This window comes from Mesorhizobium sp. M1406, assembly GCF_040317555.1.
Classification (GTDB): Bacteria; Pseudomonadota; Alphaproteobacteria; order Rhizobiales; family Rhizobiaceae; genus Mesorhizobium.
On record NZ_JAMYKW010000048.1, the window covers coordinates 1 to 23,070 of the forward strand.

Here is a 23,070-nt window from a genome sequence, read left to right on the forward strand (position 1 = left end):
ACCCTCGAAATTGTCACTTCAAACGAATGCCGAAATTACTTCCTCGAGGCCGGCTATGACCGAACCTAAAATCATCCCGCTCTAGCGTTACGGCGACCCAGCAGCAGAGCGATGCCCAACGCCGGAAGCGTCGCCGTCGCGACGGCGAAGAAGACGAATTGCAGCCCGGCCGACGCGGCGACCAAGCCGAGCGCCGGACTGCCGAATCCGAGCGCCACGTCGAGGAAGACGGTGTAGAGTCCCATGGCCAGGCCGCGGCTGCGTGGCGGAAGATGGCTTACGGCCTCGGCACCGAAACCGGGATAGACCAGCGAATAGCCGAGGCCAGTCAGGCTCGCTCCGATGGCGGCGAGAACGGGCCCGGGCGCAAGCCAGATCAGCATCAGCCCTGCCGCCTCGACCGCCACGAAGATCACGGCGACGCGCGCGCCCCCTAACCTGTCAGGCAGGTGGCCGAAGCACAGCCTTGCCGCGATCAGCGACGCGGCATAAGCGGTGAAGGGAAGCCAGACCGGCTGCCAGCCGCGTTCGGCAAAGAGCAGCGCGCCAAAGGACAGGATCGCGCCATAGCCAAGGCTGCTGAAAGCAGCTCCGACGCCGGGAAGCCAGATCGCTTGCGCCACGCTCATCCATGACTGTCGCGCGGCGCTTGCGGCGACGCTGGTGCCACGCATCGGCAGGATGGCAAGCAGCGTCGCAAGCGGCAGGACGATCGTCGCGACTGCAATCGCGGTGAAACCGCTCGCCGCATAAAGCGCAGATCCGACCGGCGCGCCTAGCGCGAGCGCCGCGAACATCGCCGTGCCCACCCAGGCTATGACCTTTCCGGAGTTCTGTCCGCCCGCGAGGGAGAGGCCCCAGGCGACACCGCCGGTGATGATGAAGCTCTCAGACGCGCCCAGTACCGCCCGGCCGGCGAAGAGCGCCGATGCGGACGCCACCGGCCGGTCGAGCAATGCCAGCGAGCCTAGGTAAATGAACCCCGCCAGGGCAGCGGCAATGAGGCCGACGATGACGGCCCGCTTGCCGCCGCGCCCATCGGCATAATTTCCAGCTCCAATGCGCGACAGCATCGAGGCGACGAACTGGCTGCCGGTCACCAACCCGACTGCGAAGGGGCCGAAGCCGAGCTGCTGGTGAAGATGCAGCGGCAGGACGGGTAGTGCCACGCCGATCAGCAGGAAGCCGGCGAAGACAGCCGCCATGATTGGCACCAGTTCCGCCATCGCGCCATTTCGGTCTGAAGTCCGCGCCATTTGTGGCCACCGATAACACTTTGACAGCCAGCTGTTCCGATCAGTAACGTTCGTAGGTCACGCGCCAGCCCTCGGCCGGATTGTCCGGCGTGAGGACCAATTTGTTGTCCGAGACTTCGAATTTGCGCTTCATGCTCTTCCCGACAAGGTTGCGGACCAGGGAGGACTCGACCGTGATGACGAAGGTCTTGTCCTGGTCGTTGATGGCGACCGGCCCGTAATAGGCTTCGTAGCCATTCTTTGTGTAAGGCGTGTCTGGCGCCTTGGCGTCGGGGTTCTGGGCCTGCACCGAGAGAATGCCGGCCTCGGTGAAAATGACCTGACCGGAATACGGTACGGGCTTGAGATTTCCATCGGCGCCGGCCTCGAGCGACCCCATGCGCCATGCGCCGATGATCGGGGACTCTTGGGAGAGAGCCGGCGTGGCGACCGAAAGCGCAAGCGCCAGGGCGGCTATCTTCAATCTCATCGTCATATGCGTTGTTCCTTTTCTGATTTGTGGGCGCGAACAGGCCGTCCGCCCAATCTTCGCTCACACCGAAAGCATGACCTTGATGGCGCGCCGCTCGTCCATGGCGCGGTAGCCTTCAGCGACCTCGGCCAACGGCAGCTTGAGGTCGAAGACCTTGCCCGGCTTGATCCTGCCGTTGAGCACACGGTCCATAAGGTCGGGCAGGAAGCGGCGCACCGGCGCGGGGCCGCCGAGCATGCGCTTCTGGCCGAAGAACAGTTTTTGGCCGTCGAAGTTCACGCCGTGCGGTACGCCGACATAGCCGATGGTGCCGCCGGGGCGGGAGCAGGCCAGCGCCTGGTCGAAGGATTCTCCCGTGCCGACGCATTCCAGCACCGAGTCTGCGCCAACGCCCTTGGTGAGTTCCTTGATGCGCGCGACGCCTTCCACGCCGCGCTCAGCGACGATGTCGGTCGCGCCGAACTCACGGGCGAGTTTTTGTCGGCTGGCGTGCCGGCTCATGGCGATGATGCGCTCGGCGCCCATCTCCTTGGCCGCAAGCACGCCCATCAGGCCGACCGCACCGTCGCCGACCACCACCACCTTCGATCCTTCTCGGACCTCGGCCGCGTCGGCCGCATACCAGCCGGTGCCGAGCACATCGGACACAGCCAGCAGGTCAGGGATGAGTTCGGCCGGCGGCAACTCGGCGGTGGCGACCAGTGTGCCATCCGCCAAGGGCACGCGGGCGTAAGGCGCCTGCGCGCCCGACATGAACTCGCGCTGCACGCAGGACGACTGGAAGCCGAAGCGGCAATGCGGGCAGGTATTGTCGGAGAGGCAGAACGAGCCGACGACGAACTGGCCGGGACGGACCGTGCGCACCTCTGCGCCGATCTCGATGACGATGCCACAATATTCGTGGCCCATATGCATCGGGCCGTCGACCGGCTGCAATCCGCGATAGGGCCATAGGTCCGAGCCGCAGATGCAGCTTGCCGACAGCTTGATGATGGCGTCCGTTGGCCGCATGATTTTCGGATCGGCGATTTCCTCACAGCGGATGTCGCCCGGTTTGTGAAGAACGGTTGCAAGCATGTTGGTTCCTTTCGATTGGAGAAGATCAGGCGCCGTAGTCGGCGTCGCTGACCTGTTCCAGCCAGTCCACGACCTTGCCGTCCTTGACCTCCTGAAGGGCAATGTGGGTCATGGCGGTCTGAGGCGACGCGCCGTGCCAGTGCTTTTCGCCGGGCGCGAACCAAACGACGTCGCCCGGACGGATTTCCTCGACCGGGCCACCCTCGCGCTGCACGCGGCCTAAGCCTGAGACGACGATCAGCGTTTGGCCGAGCGGATGCGTGTGCCAGGCGGTGCGGGCGCCGGGCTCGAAGGTCACCTGTGCGCCTTGAACCCGCCCGGCGTCGAAGGGATTGAAGAGCGGATCGATCCGCACCGTTCCGGTGAACCAGTCAGGTGGTCCCTTGCCGGAAGGCCTGGTGCCGGCGCGAAGAATGTCCATGGTGATCTCCTTTGCGACCTCAAATGCGTTCGACGCGAAGCGGGAATTTGCCGCGAATGTGCAGGGCCTGCTCGCCCTCGTCGAAGCGGCCAAGCCTGATCAGCCCGGGGTGGCGATAGTCGGCGTGGAACATGGCCAGGTTGCCCCAAGGCATGAAATAGCACAGGTCATAGGGCTGCTCGTTGGCGAACGGACCGCTTCCCTCTTCAGTCAGCTTGCGCGGCAGATAGGCGATCTTCTCGTTATGCGCGTAGTCCTCGATCTCGAGATCGAGCGGCAGCATGGAGAAGAAGTCGCGCGCCGACGGATTGTCGTAGAGCGTGGCGGTCATGGTGCGGCCGTTGAAAACCATCCTGATCTTCATGTCGGTGGGCTCCTGGCTGACGGGAGATTGGCCTTCCTGGCTGGCGGCTGCGCGAGGGAGGGCCGCCAGCGCGAGCGCGACGCCGAGCAGCGTCCGGCGGCTGAGCGGCGCACGCCCGATGGTCATGGCAAAGACCTTCGGGCCATATGCGATGCGGCCAGGGCGGCGAGCGCCGATCCGCAGAGCAGCACCGCGCCTAAAGTGAACGCTCCCCACCAGCCGACCGTATCGAAGAGCGTGCCGCCGATGGCGGCACCGCCGGTGATGGCGAGCTGGATGACGGCTACCTGCAACCCGCCGCCGGCCTCCGCGTCGTCCGGCAACGTTCGGCTGAGCCACGTACCCCAACCGACGGGCGCGGCCGTGCCGAAGAAGCCCCAGGCAACCAGCAATAGTGTTGTGGGACCGGGGAGTGCACCGAGAGCGATGAGCGCAGCGGCCAGCGCAGCCATGACCAACGGGATGACGATGAGGATGCTGAACAGGCGCGTGCGCAAAAGCAGGCCGACGCACCATGTGCCGAGCACCCCCGCCAGCCCCATCGCCAGCAGGACCGCTGAGAGGGCAGCGATGTCGAGCTGAGTGACGCGCTCGAGAAAGGGCCGCAGATAGGTAAAGAGCGCAAACTGGCCCATGAACAGCATCATGATCGACGCCATGCCGGTGGCGACAGGAAGACGACCGAGCAGCGCCAGCGGATTGCCAGCACGCTTCCTCCGGCGCGGGGGCAGCGCCGGCAGGCTTGTCCACTGCCAGGCCAGCGCCAGAAGCCCAAACGGCACGACGAGGAAAAAAGCGCCGCGCCAGCCGACATAGGCGCCAAGAAAACTGCCCAGCGGCGCGGCGATGGTGGCCGCAATGGCATTGCCAGCGTTCAGCATGGCGAGACCCTTCTGAACCATGTCTTGCGGCACGAGGCGCATGACGATCGCGGTCGACATCGACCAGAACCCGCCGATCGCGATGCCGAGCAGCGCCCGGCCGACCATGAGGAACGCGTAGTTCGGCGCGAAGGTGACAGCCAAACCGGACACGATGAGGAGGAGGGTGAAGCCGGTCACGACCAGTCGGCGGTCGATGTGGCGCGTGAGGCCGGCGACCAGCAGGCTGGTCACGACGGCGAAAACGCCCGAAATCGAGATCGCCTGGCCCGCGCGGCCCTCGGTGATGCCAAGATCGGCCGCGAGCGGCGACAGCAGGCTGACCGGCATGAATTCAGACGCGATGAGCACGAAAACACACAGCGCCATCGACAAGACCGCGCCCCATGCGGCGCGGTCTTCGACAAGCCTTGTGTCGTAAGTCGTTTCCATGATTGGCATCCTTGCAAGGCGACTGGGGCGGATCAGCCGCCCATCCCCGTCGCCATGCCGGAAGGTATTGCAGAGGAACCCATTCCATTAGACTGAGTAATTCGCATGGACTTATCTGCTTGTGATATAAATGCCAGACGGGAGGCCCTATGCAGCGCGATGGCATGAAGGATCTGCTCTGGTTCGTGGCGGTCGCGCGGGAGCGCAGCTTCACCAAGGCGGCGGCCAAGCTCGGTACCTCGCAGTCGACCCTGAGCTCGACAATCAAGGAGCTTGAAGCTCGTCTTGGCGTCCGCCTGCTGACACGTACGACGCGGAGCGTCGCTCCGACCGAGGCCGGCGAGCGGCTTTTCCAATCTCTTGTTCCCCGCTTCGAGGAAATCGAAGCCGACCTTGCAAGCCTGGTGGCCTTTCGCGACAAGCCCTCCGGAACGGTCCGCATCACGCTGTCCGACCATGCGCTCCAGACGACCGTCTGGCCGAAGCTGCAGCCCGTGCTCAGCGACTATCCTGACGTGCGCGTCGAGCTCTACAGCGACAACGGCTTGAAGAACATTGTGGAGGAGCGCTTCGATGCCGGCGTGCGGCTTGGTGAGAGCATCGACAGGGATATGATTGCAGTGCGGATCGGGCCGGATTGGAGGCTCGTGGCCGTGGCTTCGCCGGAGTACTTTTCCCGCCATCCGGTTCCGACCACACCCCAGGATCTGGTCGATCATGACTGCATTAATATGCGGCAGGCAACGTTCGGCGGATTATATGTCTGGGAATTCGCCAGGGATGGCCGCGACCTTCGTGTGCGGGTGGAAGGCCAACTCACCTTCAATTCGTCCATTCCCATGATCGAGGCTGCGATAAGCGGTTTCGGGATCGCCTATGTCCCGGAAAACCTCGTCAGCCACCACATCGCCAAGGGATGCCTTAGGCTCGTGCTTGACGACTGGAGTCCGCCATTTGCGGGCTATCACCTCTACTACCCGAGCAGGCGACAGCTCTCGCCTGCGATGGCGGTGATCGTGGAGGCGCTCCGCCATCGTATCTGACCCCTTTAGAAGCGTACTCTTTGAATGCTCGCCTATTCGCGCAGCAAGGGTCACCAGAGGCGCATCAAGCGAGCTTTTCCAGCGTGATTGGAAGGCTTCGAATGCGTTTGCCGGTCGCGTGGAAGACGGCATTCCCGATCGCTGGGGCGACCCCTACGACACCGATCTCGCCGACTCCTTTGCCCCCCAGAGCAGTTGCCTGCATGTCCGGAATACCAACCGAAATCACTTGGATGTCGGGCACATCGGCGTTGACCGGGACGGCATAGTCGGCAAAATTCGCGTTGATGGTGCGTCCGTCCCGCTGGTCGACGTAACCCTCTTCCAGGAGAGCTTGCCCGAGACCCATCACCATACCGCTGATCCACTGGCTTTCGGCAAGCTTCGGATTGAAGATCCTGCCGCTGTCGAATGCCGAGACCATGCGCTTGACACGGATCGTGCCAAAATCCTCATCGATGCGAACTTCCACGAAATGCGCACACCAGCTATGGGCCGAGACGCCTCCTTCCACGGCGCCCTTCAACTGGGCGAAACTGCGGTCGGCCCGATTCTTCATCTCTTCGGTGGCGCCTGGAGCAAAGGTGTTACCCTCGATTTCCAGTTTGTCTTTCCCCACTGCCTTTAACAGGTCCGCAATGCTGATGCCGCCGTTCGGTCGGCGGGTCGGCCGCACCGATCCGGTTTCGAAAGTCAGATCGGTCGCCTTCGCCGCTGCCATCGGCGACTTCGGATCGGATGCGGCAAGCGCCAGCAAGGCATCCCGTGCATTCCTGGCCGCCTTGTCCACCGCTCCCGTCAGGTTGTTGGCCTGCTGGGAGCCGCCAGCGAGCGCCGATCTGGGGAGGATGGTATCGCCCAGCCGCACCGCGACGGTCTCGACGGGAACACCCAGAGCGTCGGCCGCGGTCTGGGCGAGAATGGTATAGGTTCCCGTTCCCATGTCGGTGCCTGCGCTGAGGACTTCGATCTGTCCACTGGCATGGAGTACGATCTTGGCTTCGCTCGCGGTACGGATCATGGGGTATGACCCAGCGGCCATTCCATAACCGATCAACTCGCGGCCTTCGCGCATCGAGCGAGGGGCCGGGTTCCGGTTCCACCAGCCGAAGGCTTCCGCGCCGACGGCATAGGCTTCGCGTAACTGTCGAGTGCTCCACTTCATCCCGTTGCTGGGATCGATCTCCGCCCAGTTGGCAAGGCGCAGCGTGATCGGATCCATGTTGAGCGCGTAGGCCAGCTCGTCGATCGCACTTTCCAGAGCATAGGCACTGGGGTTTTCGCCGGGGCCCCGTTTCCAGCCAGGCTGGACCGTATTGACCGGCACGACGTAGAGACGTGACGAGAAGTTCGGCGTCGCATACATGATTTTCGTCACATTGTTGCAAGCCTCGACATGGACTTCGTCGATCGCCGTCTCGTTCCAGCTCTCATGGACGATCGAGTTTATCTTTCCGTCCTTCGAGGCGCCGATCGACAGGGTCTGACGAGTTGCCGGTCGGCCGCCAAGGCCGGTGAAGGTCTGCGGTCTATTGAGAGAAACCTTGACGGGCCTGCTGAGCCTTCGTGAGGCCGCGCAAGCCAGCCCCACATGTGGATGTGCCCCGATCTTGGAGCCGAACCCACCGCCGACGTAAGGCGAGATCACCCGCACATTCTCGATGTCGATACCGAGCCATTCCGACACGACGCTTCGTGCCCCGCCAACCCACTGGCTGGGCTCCCAGACGGTGATTTTCCCGTTCTCCCAGGAAGCGATGCAGGCATGCGGCTCCATCGGCACGTTGTATTCCCGTGACGTCGTGTAAGTGACGTCAACCTTGACCTCCGCATTGGCCAGGGCTGTCGCCGCATCGCCCCAGGCAGCACCCATGGGATCGATGAGCTGCGCTTTTGCCTTGGGATCCTTGATGTCGAGGATAGGGTCGCCGCCCGCATATTCGACCTTGAGAAGGCTTGCCGCTTCCGTTGCCTGTTCAAAGGTTTCAGCGACCACGAGCGCGATATGCATGCCGTTGAAACGGACCACATCGTCCTGAATTGGGGTAAATTCCTCGGTGGCTCCGCCGCCCTTGCTGTAGACCGTCGGCTTGTTAATCTTCAGCGAGTTTTGCGCGGTATAAACGTCCAGGACACCCGGTAGAGCCTTGGCGGCCGACGTATCGATGTTGACGATACGCCCTGCCGGCCGCGTCGATTGGACAGTAACGCCGTAGGCCAGGTTCTCCAGCTTCTGCTCGATCGCATAGCGGGCCTGCCCGGTGACTTTCAACGGGCCTTCGGCGCGGGAAAGTCGGGCACCGAGAGCTGGCGCCTTGGCGGGGGCGGTCTCAGCCGCGAAGGCTTTTGGCGAGAGATCGACAGCGGCGCCGGCGACAGCGGCTACGCCGGCGCCGAGCTTCATGACGGTGCGGCGGTTGAGTCCGAACGCGTTACCATGTGTCATGCGATATCTCCTACCGTCATCAGGGCACGTGCCACGACCTTCGGTGCCAGCTCGATCTTGAATGCGTTGTGTCCGCTCGACTTCGCGCCGTCGCCGGCGGCTGCCGCGGCGCTACGAAGCGTCGCCTCGTCGAGCGTCTTTCCCTTGAGCAAATTTTCGACGGCGCGCAGGCGCCAAGGTTTGGTGGCGAGGCCGCCGACCGCAATGCGTACGTCGCGAATTGTCTTGCCATCGGCTTCCAATTCGATCCCGACAGCGGCGCTGGCCGCGGCGAACTCGTACGACGCACGATCGCGGACCTTGAGATAATGCGAGCGTTCCAGGGCTGCCGAACGCGGGATCTCGATCCCGACTATCATCTCGCCGGGCGACAGCTCATGCTCGATATGGGGGGTATCGCCCGGGAGCAGGAAGAATTCGTCGACGGGAATTTTGCGTTCGGAAGCTCCCCGGACGATGACCGTGGCGTCGAATGCCACCAGGGAAACCGCAAAATCTCCGGGGTAGATCGCTATGCAAGCGTCGCTCGTGCCGAGCACCGCGTGGTTGCGGTTGACGCCGTCAAGGGCGGCGCATCCGGAACCGGGATTGCGCTTGTTGCAGTTCGAGTAAGCGCCCGGGTCCCGGAAGTACGTGCAACGGGTTCGCTGCATCAAGTTTCCACCGATGGACGCCATGTTGCGCAGCTGTGCCGAGGCAGCGCGCCATAGGCTTTCGGAAAGCGCCGGCGCAGCCTGCTTGATATCGGCGTGGTCGGCGACCTTGCTCATCTTGGCGAGCGCACCGATGCGAATGACATCCGCGGATACCTCGATTGTGTCGAGCCCGGAAAGGCGCGTGATGTCCACCACGCGCGCGGGGCGCTCGACATTCAGCTTCATGAGGTCAAGAAGCGTGGTGCCCCCGGCGAGAAATCGTGTCTCTGGCCTGGCAGCCTCTGCCGCCGCCGTCGCGGCATCGTCGGCGCGGAGATACTCGAAAGTTCTCATAGTGCTGCCTCCTTCTTGAGGCGGCTCGCGGCATCGCGCACCGCGGCGACGATATGGGGGTAAGCGCCGCACCGGCAGATATTGCCGCTCATGTATTCGCGGATGTCCTCGTCCGTACCGGCGTGGCCCTCACGAATGCAGGCAACGGCGGACATGATCTGACCCGGAGTACAATAACCGCACTGGAATGCATCGTGTTCGACAAACGCGGACGGGACTGCGTGCATCACCCCGTCGGCAGCCTTGAGGCCCTCGATCGTCGTGACCTGGCGGCCTTCGACCTGGGCCGTCAGGGTTAGACAGCTCAATACCCGCTCACCGTCGACGTGGACAGTGCAGGCGCCGCACTGTCCATGATCGCAGCCTTTTTTCGTGCCGGGCAGGTTGGCATGCTCGCGTAGTGCGTCCAGCAGGGTCACCCGTGCATCAAGATTAAACTGGTGGCGGCGGCTGTTGATGTCCAAGGCTAGCTGTCGGGGCTCTGACATGTCGTCTCCTCGAGTGGCGGGCGGGGATTGGGACTTCTCGCGAAGTCGACCGGACCGACGAAGCCTGCGGCATCAGTCGGAAAGGAGCGTCTATTCCGAAGGCCTGTCGTTGGCCGGTTGCCTAAGCAACCCTCAGGAGAGCACGGACGCGACATTCGAATTAGCCCTCAAAATTCGCATGAGCCTATCAATGGCACTCATAAATTGGCCTGCGACAACGGCAGTGCCGGATGCGACGTTCAGCTGTCGAAGGCCAGTGAGCTGGATAGCTCCTCATGGGCATCGACCTGTTGCTGCAGCAGAGCGAGTTTCTGCCTGACCATGCCAAGCGCATCGGCGCCAGCGATGAACCGACGGGGCAGCTCCGGCTTGTCGACCAGAGTGATCAACGCCTGCGCGAGTTTGGCCGGGTCGCCGACTTGCTGACCGTTCGCGGCTTTCCAGCCAGTTATCTGCTGGGCGCGACGTTCGCTGTAATCGCTAACGGAAGACGGAGCATATTGAGTGGATTCGTCCGTCAGCAGCTCTGTGCGGAAAAACCCGGGGTTCACGATCATCGTTTCAATGCCGAACGGCGCCACCTCGGCTTGCAGCGACTCGATCCAGCCATCCACGCCGAATTTTGCCGCGGCGTACGCAGAACAGAACTCGAAGCCGACCAGGCCTGCCGTCGATGAGATTGCGATGACCTTGCCAGAACCCTGCGCGCGCATCACCGGCAGGACTGCACGGGTGACATTCATGGCACCAGTCAGGGTGGAGGCGAGTTGAAGTTCGATATGGGCCGGAGTCAGGTCCTCGAAATAACCCGCATAGAAGCCCGCGGCATTGTTGACGAGCACGTCGAGGCGACCAAAGCGGTCCAGGGTTGCCTTCACCGCAGCGTCGGCGTCGGCCGGCTTGGTCACGTCCAACGTGACGACCAAAAGATTGTCCGACCGCCCGATCGCCTTGGCGACCCGATCGGGGTTACGACCGGTCGCAACGACCTTATCGCCGATGGCCAACACCGCCTTGGCAAAGTCGAGGCCCATGCCTCGCCCAGCGCCGGTAATCATCCATACTCTATTCATAGCCGTATCCTTCCTAGCCAGTATCTTTTCAGTTTACGCAGCGTTGGCTTTTGGGACGTCCGTCTCAGCGGTGATCTTGAACCACCCGGTGGCGGACTGAATCACACCCCATAGTTTCGCTGGAATATCGATACCTGGAACGCTCGACGGCCGGATTTCGGTCTCGATCAAATGCTCGCGGCCGCTCTTTGCTAGCTCGACCCACTCCGGGTTCATCACCAGTCCCTGCCCAACCGCGACGAGCGTGAGGCCTCTGTGCAGGGCGAGTTCGGCCTGAAAAGGCGTCCTGACCTGGCCCGCGGCAACGACCGAGACCCGCCCGCTGGCTCGGCGCGTGATCAGGCCAGCGATGGTGTCGCCCTCGGGCGCCCCAATAGGCTTTGCCTCGAGAACGCTCGTCAGCGATGCGTGGAGGTAGTCCACACCTTCATCGATAAGACATTCAATCAGCTCGTACGTGTCAGCGATACGCAAGCCACCTGACTCGGGTTCCTCGGGTGACACCCGGTAGCCCACGAGGAAGGGGCGGTTCGCGTGTGCCGCGACCACTCGCTTTACCTCGCGCACCACGGCAATTGGGAAACGCATCCGATTTTCGAGCGTGCCGCCCCATTCGTCGCCACGCTGATTGTAGAGAGGCGAGAAGAAGTTCTGGATCAGAAATCCGTGAGCACCATGCAGTTCGATGCCATCGAAGCCTGCCTCAATGGCCCGTCGTGTCGCCTCGCCAAAAGCGGTAATGATCGCGAGGATTTCGTCATTCGTCAGTGCACGTGTCTTCACACCGCCCGGATTGAAGGGGCCGGGCTGGACTTCGAGCGCACTGGCGCTGACGACGTCGCCGCCGGGTATAAGCGCCGGCACGGCCTTGTTCCCGGCGTGGAAGATTTGCAGGACGGCCTTGGCCCCGCCGCTTTTGGCCGCTGACGCCAACCGGGAGAGGCTTGGGGTGAAACGGTCGTCGTAGGAGGCGAATTCGCCCGCAAAGCCGATGCCGTCGGGCAAGACATGGGTGCAGCCTGTGAGCACAAGTCCGACGCCAGTTGCCCGACGTCGGTAGTAGGTGATCTCCGCGTCAGAGACCGTTCCGTCGTCGTTGGCCGACCAGGTGGTCATCGGCGCCATGACAATCCTGTTGTCGACGCTTAACCCGTTCGGAAATTGGAACGACTGGAATATCTGTCGTGAGGTGTCCACAGCGTTTCCCTTCGACGCGCGTTTCGTTGTCTCTGAGGGTGAAATAGCGAATAGGACTCGATATGATTAGCCGCTATAATCTGCATGAAGTTAGAAATGGGATTGATAAATGAGGCGCGGAGATTTCAGCGAGCTGGCAGTCTTCATCGCCGTAGCAGAGGCAGGCAGCTTCACACGCGCCGCAGCAAAGCTCGGTCTATCGCAGTCGGCGCTCAGTTACGCTGTCAGGACGCTGGAACAGCGCCTGGGAGTCCGGCTGATCTCACGCACCACACGCAGCCTGTCCGTGACGGAAGCTGGCGAGCGCTTGCTGCGAAGCCTGCGACCGGCCTTCGATCACATCGAAAGCGAGATCGCCGCCGTCACCGCCCTGCGCGACAAGCCCACTGGCCTCATTCGCCTGACGACATTCCGGTATGCTGCCAAGTCAGTACTGTGGCCGGTCATCGCCAGACTCCTTCTGGAGTATCCGGATATCGAAGTGGAATTGAGCCTGGACGAGGGTCTGGTTGACATCGTTGCAAGCAGATTCGACGCTGGTATCCGGATCGGTGAGCAGGTCCAGAAAGACATGGTGGCAATTAGGATCGGCCCGGACCTGCGCATGGCGGTGGTCGGATCACCGTCGTATTTTGCAAACCGAACGGTTCCAAGGACACCGCGCGAACTTGGGGAACACAGAGGCATCAGCTACCGTCAGAAGACCGGCGGCGGGCTCTTTGCCTGGGAGTTCGAGAAAGACGGGGAGGAACTTGAAGTCAGGATGAATGGCCCGCTCGTCATCAATGACGGTGAAATGCTCGAAGCTGCGGCCCTTGACGGGCTCGGTTTAGCATACACGTTTGAAAGCCAGGTTGCTCCGTTCATCGCAGACGGACGCCTTATCCGGGTACTAGAAGACTGGTGCCAACCCTTCTCAGGCTATCACCTCTATTACCCCAGCCGACGCCAACACACCGCAGCCTTCGCTCTACTTGTCGAGGCACTCCGTCTCATGGCGTGACAGGTGGCAGAACCGCATTCAAACATGCCGCTCTACCTTGGCATCGTATGAGTTATCCTTCCCTCATATGCACAACCCCGCGGGACGTCGACAATCGGGTTCCCGCTCAGGCAGAATAGGTGCGCGCCCTGGCAACTCGCCCTGGAAAAGTCTCAACTTACCCTGACGGACTGCGTCGCGGTGAATGTCCGATTCCAGGATTCAGAGCCTAAAGCCGTCATTCCGCTTCCCGCCTCAAGGCTGCCGAACGGCACCGCATGTCGGCCGTGAGGTCAGCTTTGCGACCGCCTGACCGCGCGATAGCTAGTGTCCCGGGTGTTTGACCTTCTTGTGAAATCGCGCACAAGCCAGGATCGCCAACGGTTCCACTCATGCTTTGATCCCCTTCGTGGCCACGTTCTTTACGAAGTCTAATTGCCGCAGAAAAGACATTGCGCTTAGCATCCGCATCATGAGCTTGCCGGCCGCCTCGAACGCTGCACGCTACGAGGACTATTCAGCCCTCTGAATGTCTCCGCCCATGCCGACATGGAGATTCGATTCGAACATTGACGCGAGAGGTGATAGTCTCAGCTCGGATCCCGAAAGAGGGAAGATGCGCGCCATTGCATTATTTGCCGCCGTCTTGGTGGCTACGCCCTCGACGGCGCGGAGCAACTAATCTTTTACACAGCCAGTTTTCCAGATGCCACGTCGGTCCAGCTCAGCGTGTTGAACAACAGTGTCTCGCTATATGGGGACTATGACTTTGACGTCGCTATTGGCCTGGTCGAGACGGACGCGAACGGCGCCATCAGGTACGAAGATACCGGCAGGCATCGTGCACGAGTTCGCTGTAACTTTCCGGCATATGTGAGCGTAGGTGCGCGAAAATATCCCATAGAGATGCCCCTGAGCCGCTCCGCACATGACGATTGGAAAGAAAATCTCTGGATGATTTTCTGCCCGGCACCTTCATCCTGACTTCCGTGCCCATAGCATTGCTCGACCGGGTCACTTGATACCGGCGACCGTGATGCGTCCATTGACGCGGTCGGCTGGGAACTCGATCGCCTGACCCGTTTTGAACTTATCGATATCGAGCATGCCCTCCTCCGCGACGACGAACATCATCGTCATCGCCGGCGTGTCGAGATTTAGTCAGCGGCCACGTTTGATCGTCTGCTTGCTATTCTGCTTGGAGAACACGAGCACGAGCGTCGAGAGTGTCTTTCTCTATAGTGTCATGATTGGTAGTCAGTTGGCGACGGCGATGCTGCCCTTCATGCCAGAATCGTAGTGACCCGGGACCAAGGCAGAGGAAACCGAATTCGCCGGCATTGGCGGATGTCCAGATAATCTCGCCTCTGACACCAGGCGCCAGCCGGATCTTGGGATCGGCGTGCTTGTGTATGGCTGGTGGCCACTTGCGAGTGGTCGTTATACCTCGCTGCAGACCTCCTGAATCAAAAATGGAATAGCGGAGGACTGCCGCACCCGGGTGCGGCAATCTCTCAGAACCCAAGCAGGCGCGACAGTGGATTCCCTTTTTTCATGAGATCTGGCTGAACGCGCGCTCTTCCCCTTGAAGCCGCATTGGACGCATGCATCGACATAAGAAAACGGCGACTGCCGTTCAACGCGTGACATTTCACAGCTGATTTTCCCGATTCGGCTTCAGCCGCGGCCACGCATGAGAATCACAAAAATGTAAATCCGAGGGAAGGTGCCCGTGAATTCGACCCGGTAGCCTGTTGTTGCTGGGTGTTCGAACGCTCACTTTTGACAAAAGGACTGAACCATGAAGCACACCATCGGATATGCATTGATTGTCTTAGCGGCAATGACCGGTGTCGCCAACAGCGGCACGAACTCGACAAGCCCCCGCATCGGCGAGGTCCTGCACGGCCATAGATCGACGGGCGAAACCCCGAAATCGGCATCCAACTCCGACATATCTTCCCAAGTGCTCGACAATGGCGATATCGAGAAAACCGATTCCCCCTATAACCGAGTCGAAGCTGTGAGCCCCTCCTCATCGTGGCAGGGCGGGAGCCCTCGCCAGCGCGCCGGCTGGGCGGGCCGCTAGCAGGACCGACACCGCAGCTTCCCATCTTCCCACGGAGCCGTGCAGGGCAAACCGGCCGGCAGCTCTGCCGGCTGGTTTGCACTTCGGCTGCTTCGCCAACGAAACCTATACAGCACAGCACACCGCACCAAGGAAACCTACTCGTAGGTGAGGACTATTCGAAGACGGGTGGTGGCGCAATCAACGCGTCACGGTGCCGCTCTCACCCGCCATACTGTCATAGGTCGTGAAGTGGTCGCAGCGCCACCGCGCGACGAGTAGTGTTTGATTTGAGTATAGGCGCGCAACGTGCCGAGCTCGGTCTGTGAGCATGCATCCGTCTAAGAACGGCCAACGACGTCGGAGCTGAGGTTTTCGCCGGCGATATCGTATCGGACATAACTGCTGATGCGCAGGCCGGTCCGTACCCAGAAATATAGAAAAAGCCAGTGCCGTCGGCAGCCCATTCACCGGCCCATGCCGGACAACGGGGCGACCAAGAGCGCCGGCTAAACCACGCCATCGTGGCGGGTTAGCGAACTCTGGTCTGGTCGACAGCGCTATTGAATATTTGTAATTTCGTCTCAAGCGATATGAACCATCCGTCTACGCGTGACTGACCTCAAATTATAGTTTACGCGGGAACTCTGTTTCCACGATTAAGCCGGGCCTATTGTCCTTCAGGGAAATTGTCGCGCCATGAATGTCCGATATCGCCTTGACCAGGCTGAGGCCGAGCCCTGTCCCTTCGGTTGTCCGGCTTTTTTCCAGGCGATAGAAGCGTTTGAACACCTTCTGCCGCTCCGTCGCCGCGATGCCCGGCCCGTTGTCGCTGACGACGATTGCGCAGCGGTTCGCCTGCGTCGTGACACCGATCGTGATCCGAGACCCTCGTTGTGTGTGGCGCATTGCATTGACGACAAGGTTCACGCACATCTGCTTCAGCAGATCGGCATCGCCCCATATGAATGAGACCGTGTTTCGGCTGTCATTGGACAGAACCAGCGAGCGCTCGGCGTCCTCCACGATGTGACTATAGATATCGTAGATTTCGGCGACCAGTTCCGAAAGGTTCACCTTCGCAAATCGCGAACGGCGTGCGCCGGACTCGATCTGCGATATGCGCAGCAAGCCCTCGAACGTGCCGGCTATATGCGAGACTTCGCTCATCGCTTTTTCGATGAGGGACCTCGTGGCCGTTTGGTCTTTGCTTTCGGAAGCGGCCTCAAGCGTTAGAAACAGCCGGCCGACCGGCGTCTTGAGATCGTGCGCGATGTCGGTCGTTACCTGCGTCATCGCCGCGACACTAGCCTGTAGCTGTGCCAGCGCGACATTGACCTCAGTCGCCAGCACGTCGATGTCATCGCTGCGCAAGGAGACCGGCAAGCGGGTAGCGAGATCGCCGGCGCCAACGGACTGCATCGCATCCGAGAGTCTAGCGATACGCCGTCGCGTGCGGAACGCCAAAACTGCGCCCGTACCGAGACCTCCAGCAAGCACGATCGCCGTTCCCCAGCCGAAGCTGACAAGCGCGATGCTGCGCAGGCGATTGGTGTCGTCATAGCTTACGCCGACGGTCAGGTCGTAGCCGTCTAGGTTCTTCCGGTAGAGCCTGTAGTTATTGGGCGCCGCCTCGTGGCTTGTCGGTGCGCGCGTGGAAAATCCCGGCGGCACGGCGGAAATATCAATGTTGCCAGCCAAGAAGTCGCCGTCGGGATCCTTCAGTGCGTAAAGCGTCTCCTGTCCCCTGATTGCCGGACCATGGCTTCGGATCATCACGGCAGCGCCGTCGACACCATTCGCCTCATAGGCGGAAGAAATCTCCCGGAACCGTTCCATCACATTGGAATCCAGCCGCTCGTAAAGGTAGGCGGCGACCATGTTGTAAGCGACGAAATTGGCTCCCAGGAACGAGAGCAGAAACAGGGAGATGTAGAACGCGGCAAGTCGGATTGACGCACTTCTAGCGATACTAGCGTTGGCCATGAATGGTGTAGCCGGTGTTGCGTGTATTACGCAGGAGCGGAACATCGAATGGTTTGTCGATCTTCGCCCGCAGTCGGCTGATATGGGTTTCCACCACGGTGCTTTGCGGGTCGAAGTTGAAGTTCCAGATCCGCTCAAGGAGCATGGTCTTCGTCAGTATACGGCCCTCGTTACGCATCAGGAGTTCAAGCAGCGCGAATTCCCGAGGAAGCAATTCGATCGTCGTTCCGCCGCGGGTGGCGAGGCGGCTGATGAGATCTAGTTCCAGGTCAGCTACCTTCAGCTTTGCCTTTTCGGCGGTGATCGGAGGACGCCTTTGCAGAGCATTGACCCGAGCCAGAAGCTCGGAGAATGCAAAGGGCTTGATCAAGTAATCGTCCGCACCTGCCTCCAAGCCTTCAACTCGATCGTCAACACCGCCCACCGCCGTCAGGAAGATCACTGGCACCTTTCCGCCGGCGCCTCGAAGACCTCGCACAAGCGACAAGCCATCGAGGCCTGGCAGCACCCGATCCACAATTGCGACGTCATAGGGATCGCGTAGTCCGACAAGCAAAGCATCGCGCCCGTCTGTCAGGGCATCGACCACATGGCCGGAAGAGCTCAATCCATTTTCGATGTAACGGCTGATTTGTTCGTCGTCTTCGACTAGGAGAATTTTCAAATAGCAATCTCTCATCTGGCTTGGCGCGCCAAGCGTTGATGACCTTTCCAGTTTGCTTCTGTCAGCGATGCGGACGAAGCGATGTCTCAGTGAGGCCTTGCCCGGCGGGGTTTTCGCTCGGTGCCATTAGTCGGTGACGCAGCTTTTCAATCAGCCAGGGTACTGGGTTTTGATGTCTCAACATCCATAGACTGAATCGACAACACGGTTCGCAAGCGAAGGCGCCTTGCAACTTTCACGATTGTATCGTCATTTTGGCGTATCCCTTCATTGTGCCGCAAGTCGAGCATAAGGCGGATCCGCGGCGCTCATCACCTCAAGCGATCACGCCGTGATCGCTTCTGAGAGCAGCCAGTGGGCCGCGGATTGGTTTTCAACCCGCGGCGCTGGTCCCGGATCACTTGATGCCGGTGACCGTGATACGTCCGTTGACGCGGTCGGCTGTGAACTCGATCGCCTGACCCGTTTTGACCTTACCGAGCAGGCCCTGCTCCGCGACGACGAACACCATCGTCATCGCGGGCATGTCGAGATTGGTCAGCGGCCCATGCTTGATCGTCAGCTTCTGCTGTTTGGCGTCGACCTTGATGACTTCGCCCTTCACGTATTCCTGCGCAAGCGCGCTCCCGCCGATGCCGAGAACGAGCGCGAGTGTCGAGAGTGTCTTTACCAATAGTGTCATGATTGCCTCCTTTGCATTGGGTCAGTTGGCGACGTTGATGTCGCCCTTCATGCCGGAATCGTAGTGACCCGGGACCAAGCAGCCGAAACCGAAGTCGCCAGCATTGGCGAACGTCCAGATGATTTCGCCTCTGGCGCCGGGCGCCAGCCGGATCGCATTGGGATCGGCGTGCTCCATGTCGGGGAACTTCTCCATCAGCGCCTTGTGCTCCCTGATCCCCTCATGGACGTCCATGACGAACTCGTGGTCGACTTGGCCCTTGTTGACGAATTTCAGGCGAACGGTCTCGCCCTTCTTCACCCTAAGGACGGCCGGCTGGAACAACATTTTTCCGTCGTCCTTCTCAGACATCGAGATGTTGATAGTCCGCTTTGCCTTGCCGGCCTCGCCTGGATTGCCGATCGGCATGGTGGCGGCTTTGTCGCCATGGCCTCCGGCGTGGGTTCCACTGGCATGAGCCGCTCCGGAACTGAGCGCCGTCAAAACGGCCGCTGCGATGATATGTTTCATGCTGTACTTTCTCTCATTGTTGAGGTTGAGGGGTTTCGGTCTGTCATCCCTGTTTGCCGTGACCGCCGTGCGCTGCCGGGGCCATCGTTTTTGCGTCGCCTGATTTCGTGGGAGCGGGGACATCACCCTTCCACTCGTAGGCCACGGTTCCCGCCGGGTGCTGGTACCAGCCAGGATCGGCGTAGTCGTCCGAGGCGAGCCCCTCGCGAACCTTCACGACCGAGAACATGGAGCCCATCTCGATGGGACCGAATTGCCCCCAGCCATCCATCATCTTGATGGTGTTGTCGGGCAGCGGCATTTCCATTTCGCCCATGTCGGCCATCCCGCGATTGCCCATCGGCATGTAGTTGGGCTGAATTTTTCGGATCTTCTCGGTAACCCTTGTCTTGTCGACGCCGATGAACGTTGGCACATCGTGTCCCATGGCGTTCATCGTGTGGTGCGATTTGTGGCAGTGGATGGCCCAGTCGCCCTCATATTTAGCTTCGAACTCGTAGGCCCGCATGGCGCCCACAGGAATGTCGATCGATACTTCCGGCCAGCGAGCCTCTGGGCGTGTCCAACCCCCGTCGGTGCAGGTCACCTCGAAATCGTAGCCATGCATGTGGATCGGATGATTGGTCATGGTCAGGTTGCCGACACGGACCCGCACTTTGTCGTTCTTGGACACGACAAGGTGGCTGATGCCGGGGAATAGGCGACTGTTCCAACACCACAGGTTGAAATCGGTCATAGTCATGATTTTCGGAACGTAAGATCCGGGCTCGATGTCGTAGGCGTTCAGCAGGAACACGAAGTCACGGTCCACCCGCATGAACTTCGGGTCCTTCGGATGGATGACGAAGAAGCCCATCATGCCCATCGCCATCTGCACCATTTCATCGGCGTGCGGGTGGTACATGAAGGTGCCGCTCTTCACGAGGTCGAACTCGTAGACGAAGGTCTTGCCGGGCGGGATTCCCGGCTGGGTAAGACCGGTCACTCCATCCATGCCACTGGGCAGGATCATGCCGTGCCAGTGCACGGTGGTATGCTCCGGCAGCTTGTTCGTCACAAAGATGCGGACGCGGTCGCCTTCGACCGCCTCGATGGTCGGCCCGGGGGACTGACCGTTGTAGCCCCAGAGATAGGCGGTCATTCCGGGCGCCAGTTCCCGCTCGACCGCCTCGGCGACAAGGTGGAATTCCTTCACGCCATTGTTCATGCGGTGGGGCAGCGTCCAACCGTTGAGCGTCACAACCGGCTGGTAGTCCGGGCCGCTCGTCGGAAATATCGGTGGCTGCATGTCCGGCGATTCCATGACAGCTGCCTCCGGCAAGCCCATCGCCGAGGTCTTGGTCCATGCCGTGGCACCGGCGAGCAGGGCTCCGGCGCCGAGTAACTGACGTCTTGAAAGCATTTTCTTCTCCTGAGTTCAGTGGCCTTCGGCGCCCGCTTCGGCTGCGGCCGGAGCGTCGCCGCCGCCGGGCGAGTTTGCGCCACCACCGTGGATGGCGGTTCCGAGATTGACGTCGGCCAGCCAGAAATTGCGCTTGGCGTTGAGGGAAACCATGATCGAACTGATTTTCGCGCGGGTGTCCGCCAGCAGCTCGAACGTGTTGGTGATCATGCCGTTGTAGGTGAGGACCGACTCCGCCTCGATCTTTGTTCGCAGCGGCACAACACTGTTCCGATAGTGCCGAGCAATGTCATAGGTCGAACGGTAGGTGTCATAGGCGGACCTCGCCTCGGAGCGGACGTTAACCGCCTTTTCCGCCATCCGATTGGCGGCTTGCATATAGGCAAGCTCGGCCTTGCGCATGCGTGCCTTGCCGGTATCGAAAATCGGGATGACGAACTCCGCCTCCAGGGTGGGTGCGACACTCGTCTCCGTCCCGCCCTCCTCGGACTCCTCGCGTTCCACCTCCGCGCCGGACAGCAGTTCCAGGTCACTGACGTAGCGCGTCGCCTCGGCGAGACCGTACGATTTCGCCAGCGCCTCAAGCTCAAGTTTCGCGATCTCGAGGTCGATGCGATTTCTTAGCGCTTCCGCCTCGATGGCGCGTTTGGCCTTGGCGCCTTTGGGCAGGGCTGGAAGCATGTTGGGGACCGAGTAATCGACGTCCGGTCCCCATAGACCCATGAGGCGGGTGAGTTCTTCCTTGGCAGTCCGGGCGGCGAGGCGCGCCTCCGCCGCCTGACCGGTGATCTCGGCATAGAAGACGTGTTCGCGGGCCTGGCCGGTTTTTGTAAAAGCGCCTGTCTCCCCTAGTTTTTGAGCGAGTTCGGAGGCAGCGTCGGCGGCGGCTTGCGCCTTGTTCAGATAGGAAACGCTTTCCCAGGCCGATGCCGCATTGATCCAGGCCCGCCGCGTGTCCGCGGCCAGCCGCAACGTTTCTTCGGCGGCGCGGAGCTGGGCCTGACGGAAGCGTGTGTCCGCGACCGCGACGCGTCGCTGACGGGTCATCAGCGCAAGGATGTTGCTGGCAACAGCCCCCTCGATCGTGCGTGCCGGATCGATGCCGATCATACCGACCGAGATTGTCGGATTGACGAGCATCCCTTCTTGCCAGACATCGGCCGCCGACAGACCGATCTCGGCGTAGGCGGCCTGCAGGCCTTTGTTGTTGAGCAGGGCGACCTGCACCGCGATGTCCGGACCAATCGTCTTCTTCTGGACGAGGCGCTTCACGCGCTCCGAAACCGTCCGCGCTTCCTCGCTGGACTGCACCCACACTGTTTTCTTGCCGGTCACGGAATCGGCACGCGCCGCGACTGTCGTGAAGCCGGCCATGGGGACTGAGATGCCATCAAGGGGCCCGCTGGTCGTGCATCCGGCAGCGATCAGCGGAATGGTCACCACCGCAGCTATGGTCAGGGGCCGGCGCTTCATGATCCGGCTCCCGGGGCTGCGGGAGAGAGTTCTTGATTGAGCCGCCGCCAATCCTGCGGATCGAGTGGCTCCCGCTGGCGATAGTCAGCGACGACCGGATGGTATTTCGTGCCACGGATGCCAATGACGGGATCGGCCGGATTGAAGGCGGGAAGAACGTCGGACGGCGTGGTTGCCGCGCATCCGGCAACGAACAGCGATGCGAACATCGCGAAGCTTGCGATTTTCATTGTAGACCTGAATCTTGACGTGTGCATTTGGCCGCGTGGGAACGAATTCCAACGCTGCGCGCGAACGCCCTCAAAAGAGGCGTCAGTTCAGATGTATTTGGGGGGTCTAATTAGCGCTTTGTATTCGCCGAGCGGCAAAATGACGGCAATGACGGGCGCAAAGCAGCGGGAGACAACAGGCTCCAACTCAGGACAATCGACTGGCACCGCATTTGCCGGCGCGCAATGGACTTCACAGCTCTTGTCGGCGGATTGGTTGTCGCCGTGCTGATGCTCCGACCTGTCCGTGTCATTCGCCTTGGCGCCGTGATGGCCCATGCCGTGTGCAGGTGTCTCGGCTTGCAGATCCGCGCTGGCGTGAAAACCCGTGGCATCGGCTGTGGCGAATAGACCAGGCTGAAGCGCCGACATGACCAGGAATCCGATCGCAAGCAGAACTCGCAGCGGTACGCTTCCTAGGATCGCGATTCGACCAACAGTCCTCATCGGCCCTTTCCATAATTGTTCGGCTGATTTGTCAAGGCCGCCTTCGACCAGTTTGCTGCAGTGCAACCAAAAGTGAGATCGTTGCAGGAACGGTATTGCTCGAAGCCCCCATGTGCCACAACATTTTTCATACATTTTTGTATGCCCTGTTTATGGCTCATGCTTAGGAACGCAACCGTGCTGCGATGTCCGCGATTTCGGTTTAGCTCAGGCTCAGCACGCTCCGGCGACGACCAGATAACGCGAGACCTTCGCGAAAGTGACGATTGCGACAAAGCTCCATAGCGGCTCGCGTAGAACCCCAGCGACCACGGTCAGTTTTCACCGCCGAGCCCGGGACGGTGGCCTATGCTGGCGACAAGAACCAGCATTGGAGGCGGGAAGGAACCAGTAACGAGGAGTCCCGCAAGGGCGGCCTCCGACTGCGCCGGAAGGAATGGTTGCCGCA

General features: G+C 61.0%; 22 protein-coding genes and 1 pseudogene. 3 read left to right on the forward strand and 20 right to left on the reverse strand.

All coding sequences use genetic code 11. From position 1 onward, the window contains the following. Positions 1 to 71: 71 nt before the first annotated feature. Genes NKH03_RS26790 through NKH03_RS26815 form a run of 6 tightly spaced genes read right to left on the reverse strand, consistent with a single transcriptional unit; the run spans position 72 to position 4,903 of the window. Positions 72 to 1,256, reverse strand: a complete 1,185-nt coding sequence (locus NKH03_RS26790) for an arabinose transporter (RefSeq protein ID WP_352872792.1) — start codon at positions 1,254 to 1,256, stop codon at positions 72 to 74. Between the two features lie 40 nt (positions 1,257 to 1,296). Further along, positions 1,297 to 1,731 (reverse strand): lipocalin-like domain-containing protein, encoded by a 435-nt coding sequence (locus NKH03_RS26795; protein ID WP_352971642.1) that lies wholly within the window; start codon positions 1,729 to 1,731, stop codon positions 1,297 to 1,299. Positions 1,732 to 1,788: 57 nt separating this feature from the next. Then, entirely contained in the window at positions 1,789 to 2,805 is a 1,017-nt protein-coding gene (locus NKH03_RS26800) for a zinc-dependent alcohol dehydrogenase family protein (RefSeq protein ID WP_352872790.1), read from the reverse strand. A gap of 25 nt (positions 2,806 to 2,830) precedes the next feature. Then, positions 2,831 to 3,226 (reverse strand): (R)-mandelonitrile lyase, encoded by a 396-nt coding sequence (locus NKH03_RS26805; RefSeq protein ID WP_352872789.1) that lies wholly within the window; start codon positions 3,224 to 3,226, stop codon positions 2,831 to 2,833. Between the two features lie 19 nt (positions 3,227 to 3,245). Next, positions 3,246 to 3,716, reverse strand: coding sequence for a cyclophilin-like fold protein (locus tag NKH03_RS26810; protein WP_352872788.1), 471 nt, complete (start codon positions 3,714 to 3,716; stop codon positions 3,246 to 3,248). Further along, on the reverse strand, positions 3,713 to 4,903 hold the full coding sequence (locus NKH03_RS26815) for an MFS transporter (protein ID WP_352872787.1): 1,191 nt from the start codon (positions 4,901 to 4,903) through the stop codon (positions 3,713 to 3,715). Before NKH03_RS26815 ends, NKH03_RS26810 begins: the two co-directional genes overlap by 4 nt. A 149-nt stretch (positions 4,904 to 5,052) precedes the next feature. Between NKH03_RS26815 and NKH03_RS26820 the strand changes: the two genes are divergently transcribed. Beyond that, a complete protein-coding gene (locus tag NKH03_RS26820) occupies positions 5,053 to 5,946 on the forward strand; it encodes a LysR family transcriptional regulator (RefSeq protein ID WP_352872786.1) in 894 nt (297 codons plus the stop codon). A 64-nt stretch (positions 5,947 to 6,010) separates the two neighbouring features. On the opposite strand, the gene NKH03_RS26825 is transcribed toward NKH03_RS26820, so the two are convergent. The 5 genes from NKH03_RS26825 to NKH03_RS26845 form a co-directional block, all read right to left on the reverse strand. Then, a complete protein-coding gene (locus tag NKH03_RS26825; protein ID WP_352971645.1) occupies positions 6,011 to 8,392 on the reverse strand; it encodes a xanthine dehydrogenase family protein molybdopterin-binding subunit in 2,382 nt (793 codons plus the stop codon). Next, the gene (locus NKH03_RS26830; protein ID WP_352971648.1) at positions 8,389 to 9,381 is read right to left on the reverse strand and encodes an FAD binding domain-containing protein; all 993 of its coding nucleotides are present in this window, start codon (positions 9,379 to 9,381) and stop codon (positions 8,389 to 8,391) included. Before NKH03_RS26830 ends, NKH03_RS26825 begins: the two co-directional genes overlap by 4 nt. Then, positions 9,378 to 9,869: a (2Fe-2S)-binding protein gene (locus NKH03_RS26835; RefSeq protein WP_352971650.1), complete on the reverse strand. Its 492-nt coding sequence runs from the start codon at positions 9,867 to 9,869 to the stop codon at positions 9,378 to 9,380. The genes NKH03_RS26830 and NKH03_RS26835 overlap by 4 nt, the downstream gene beginning before the upstream one ends. 239 nt (positions 9,870 to 10,108) lie before the next feature. Further along, on the reverse strand, positions 10,109 to 10,942 hold the full coding sequence (locus NKH03_RS26840) for an SDR family oxidoreductase (protein ID WP_352872782.1): 834 nt from the start codon (positions 10,940 to 10,942) through the stop codon (positions 10,109 to 10,111). A gap of 33 nt (positions 10,943 to 10,975) precedes the next feature. Further along, positions 10,976 to 12,139, reverse strand: a complete 1,164-nt coding sequence (locus NKH03_RS26845; protein ID WP_352872781.1) for an NADH-dependent flavin oxidoreductase — start codon at positions 12,137 to 12,139, stop codon at positions 10,976 to 10,978. Between the two features lie 109 nt (positions 12,140 to 12,248). Between NKH03_RS26845 and NKH03_RS26850 the strand changes: the two genes are divergently transcribed. Next, on the forward strand, positions 12,249 to 13,142 hold the full coding sequence (locus NKH03_RS26850) for a LysR family transcriptional regulator (protein ID WP_352872780.1): 894 nt from the start codon (positions 12,249 to 12,251) through the stop codon (positions 13,140 to 13,142). Positions 13,143 to 14,135: 993 nt separating this feature from the next. Here NKH03_RS26850 and NKH03_RS26855 read toward each other — a convergent pair. Beyond that, positions 14,136 to 14,267: pseudogene (locus tag NKH03_RS26855) on the reverse strand (copper-binding protein); the annotation flags it as partial. 655 nt (positions 14,268 to 14,922) lie between these two features. Here NKH03_RS26855 and NKH03_RS26860 point away from each other — a divergent pair. Further along, complete coding sequence (locus NKH03_RS26860; RefSeq protein WP_352872778.1) at positions 14,923 to 15,210, forward strand: hypothetical protein; 288 nt, start codon at positions 14,923 to 14,925, stop codon at positions 15,208 to 15,210. A gap of 606 nt (positions 15,211 to 15,816) precedes the next feature. On the opposite strand, the gene NKH03_RS26865 is transcribed toward NKH03_RS26860, so the two are convergent. The 8 genes from NKH03_RS26865 to NKH03_RS26900 all read right to left on the reverse strand — a co-directional run bounded on the left by NKH03_RS26865 (position 15,817) and on the right by NKH03_RS26900 (position 22,547). After that, complete coding sequence (locus NKH03_RS26865) at positions 15,817 to 17,070, reverse strand: sensor histidine kinase (RefSeq protein WP_352971653.1); 1,254 nt, start codon at positions 17,068 to 17,070, stop codon at positions 15,817 to 15,819. Between the two features lie 91 nt (positions 17,071 to 17,161). Next, positions 17,162 to 17,839, reverse strand: a complete 678-nt coding sequence (locus NKH03_RS26870; protein ID WP_352872776.1) for a response regulator — start codon at positions 17,837 to 17,839, stop codon at positions 17,162 to 17,164. 397 nt (positions 17,840 to 18,236) lie between these two features. Further along, positions 18,237 to 18,521 (reverse strand): copper-binding protein, encoded by a 285-nt coding sequence (locus NKH03_RS26875; RefSeq protein WP_352872775.1) that lies wholly within the window; start codon positions 18,519 to 18,521, stop codon positions 18,237 to 18,239. Positions 18,522 to 18,542: 21 nt separating this feature from the next. Further along, positions 18,543 to 19,031 (reverse strand): cupredoxin domain-containing protein, encoded by a 489-nt coding sequence (locus NKH03_RS26880; protein ID WP_352872774.1) that lies wholly within the window; start codon positions 19,029 to 19,031, stop codon positions 18,543 to 18,545. Between the two features lie 43 nt (positions 19,032 to 19,074). Continuing rightward, the gene (locus tag NKH03_RS26885; protein ID WP_352971656.1) at positions 19,075 to 20,433 is read right to left on the reverse strand and encodes a multicopper oxidase family protein; all 1,359 of its coding nucleotides are present in this window, start codon (positions 20,431 to 20,433) and stop codon (positions 19,075 to 19,077) included. Positions 20,434 to 20,448: 15 nt separating this feature from the next. Next, positions 20,449 to 21,906 carry a TolC family protein gene (locus tag NKH03_RS26890; RefSeq protein ID WP_352971678.1) on the reverse strand — a complete coding sequence of 486 codons (1,458 nt, stop codon included), beginning with the start codon at positions 21,904 to 21,906 and terminating at the stop codon, positions 20,449 to 20,451. Continuing rightward, positions 21,903 to 22,115 (reverse strand): hypothetical protein, encoded by a 213-nt coding sequence (locus NKH03_RS26895; protein WP_352872770.1) that lies wholly within the window; start codon positions 22,113 to 22,115, stop codon positions 21,903 to 21,905. Before NKH03_RS26895 ends, NKH03_RS26890 begins: the two co-directional genes overlap by 4 nt. A gap of 108 nt (positions 22,116 to 22,223) precedes the next feature. Continuing rightward, positions 22,224 to 22,547 carry a hypothetical protein gene (locus NKH03_RS26900; RefSeq protein ID WP_352971658.1) on the reverse strand — a complete coding sequence of 108 codons (324 nt, stop codon included), beginning with the start codon at positions 22,545 to 22,547 and terminating at the stop codon, positions 22,224 to 22,226. Between the last annotated feature and the right edge of the window lie 523 nt (positions 22,548 to 23,070).

Coding starts and splice junctions, on each gene's coding strand:
- NKH03_RS26835 (WP_352971650.1), bottom strand. CDS start 9,869: ATGTCAGAGCCCCGACAGCTAGCCTTGGACATCAACAGCCGCCGCCAC.
- NKH03_RS26830 (WP_352971648.1), bottom strand. CDS start 9,381: ATGAGAACTTTCGAGTATCTCCGCGCCGACGATGCCGCGACGGCGGCG.
- NKH03_RS26890 (WP_352971678.1), bottom strand. CDS start 21,906: ATGAAGCGCCGGCCCCTGACCATAGCTGCGGTGGTGACCATTCCGCTG.
- NKH03_RS26875 (WP_352872775.1), bottom strand. CDS start 18,521: ATGACACTATTGGTAAAGACACTCTCGACACTCGCGCTCGTTCTCGGC.
- NKH03_RS26800 (WP_352872790.1), bottom strand. CDS start 2,805: ATGCTTGCAACCGTTCTTCACAAACCGGGCGACATCCGCTGTGAGGAA.
- NKH03_RS26815 (WP_352872787.1), bottom strand. CDS start 4,903: ATGGAAACGACTTACGACACAAGGCTTGTCGAAGACCGCGCCGCATGG.
- NKH03_RS26795 (WP_352971642.1), bottom strand. CDS start 1,731: ATGACGATGAGATTGAAGATAGCCGCCCTGGCGCTTGCGCTTTCGGTC.
- NKH03_RS26805 (WP_352872789.1), bottom strand. CDS start 3,226: ATGGACATTCTTCGCGCCGGCACCAGGCCTTCCGGCAAGGGACCACCT.
- NKH03_RS26850 (WP_352872780.1), top strand. CDS start 12,249: ATGAGGCGCGGAGATTTCAGCGAGCTGGCAGTCTTCATCGCCGTAGCA.
- NKH03_RS26900 (WP_352971658.1), bottom strand. CDS start 22,547: ATGTCGGCGCTTCAGCCTGGTCTATTCGCCACAGCCGATGCCACGGGT.
- NKH03_RS26825 (WP_352971645.1), bottom strand. CDS start 8,392: ATGACACATGGTAACGCGTTCGGACTCAACCGCCGCACCGTCATGAAG.
- NKH03_RS26810 (WP_352872788.1), bottom strand. CDS start 3,716: ATGACCATCGGGCGTGCGCCGCTCAGCCGCCGGACGCTGCTCGGCGTC.
- NKH03_RS26790 (WP_352872792.1), bottom strand. CDS start 1,256: ATGGCGCGGACTTCAGACCGAAATGGCGCGATGGCGGAACTGGTGCCA.
- NKH03_RS26895 (WP_352872770.1), bottom strand. CDS start 22,115: ATGTTCGCATCGCTGTTCGTTGCCGGATGCGCGGCAACCACGCCGTCC.
- NKH03_RS26820 (WP_352872786.1), top strand. CDS start 5,053: ATGCAGCGCGATGGCATGAAGGATCTGCTCTGGTTCGTGGCGGTCGCG.
- NKH03_RS26840 (WP_352872782.1), bottom strand. CDS start 10,942: ATGAATAGAGTATGGATGATTACCGGCGCTGGGCGAGGCATGGGCCTC.
- NKH03_RS26860 (WP_352872778.1), top strand. CDS start 14,923: ATGAAGCACACCATCGGATATGCATTGATTGTCTTAGCGGCAATGACC.
- NKH03_RS26880 (WP_352872774.1), bottom strand. CDS start 19,031: ATGAAACATATCATCGCAGCGGCCGTTTTGACGGCGCTCAGTTCCGGA.
- NKH03_RS26885 (WP_352971656.1), bottom strand. CDS start 20,433: ATGCTTTCAAGACGTCAGTTACTCGGCGCCGGAGCCCTGCTCGCCGGT.
- NKH03_RS26865 (WP_352971653.1), bottom strand. CDS start 17,070: ATGGTCGCCGCCTACCTTTACGAGCGGCTGGATTCCAATGTGATGGAA.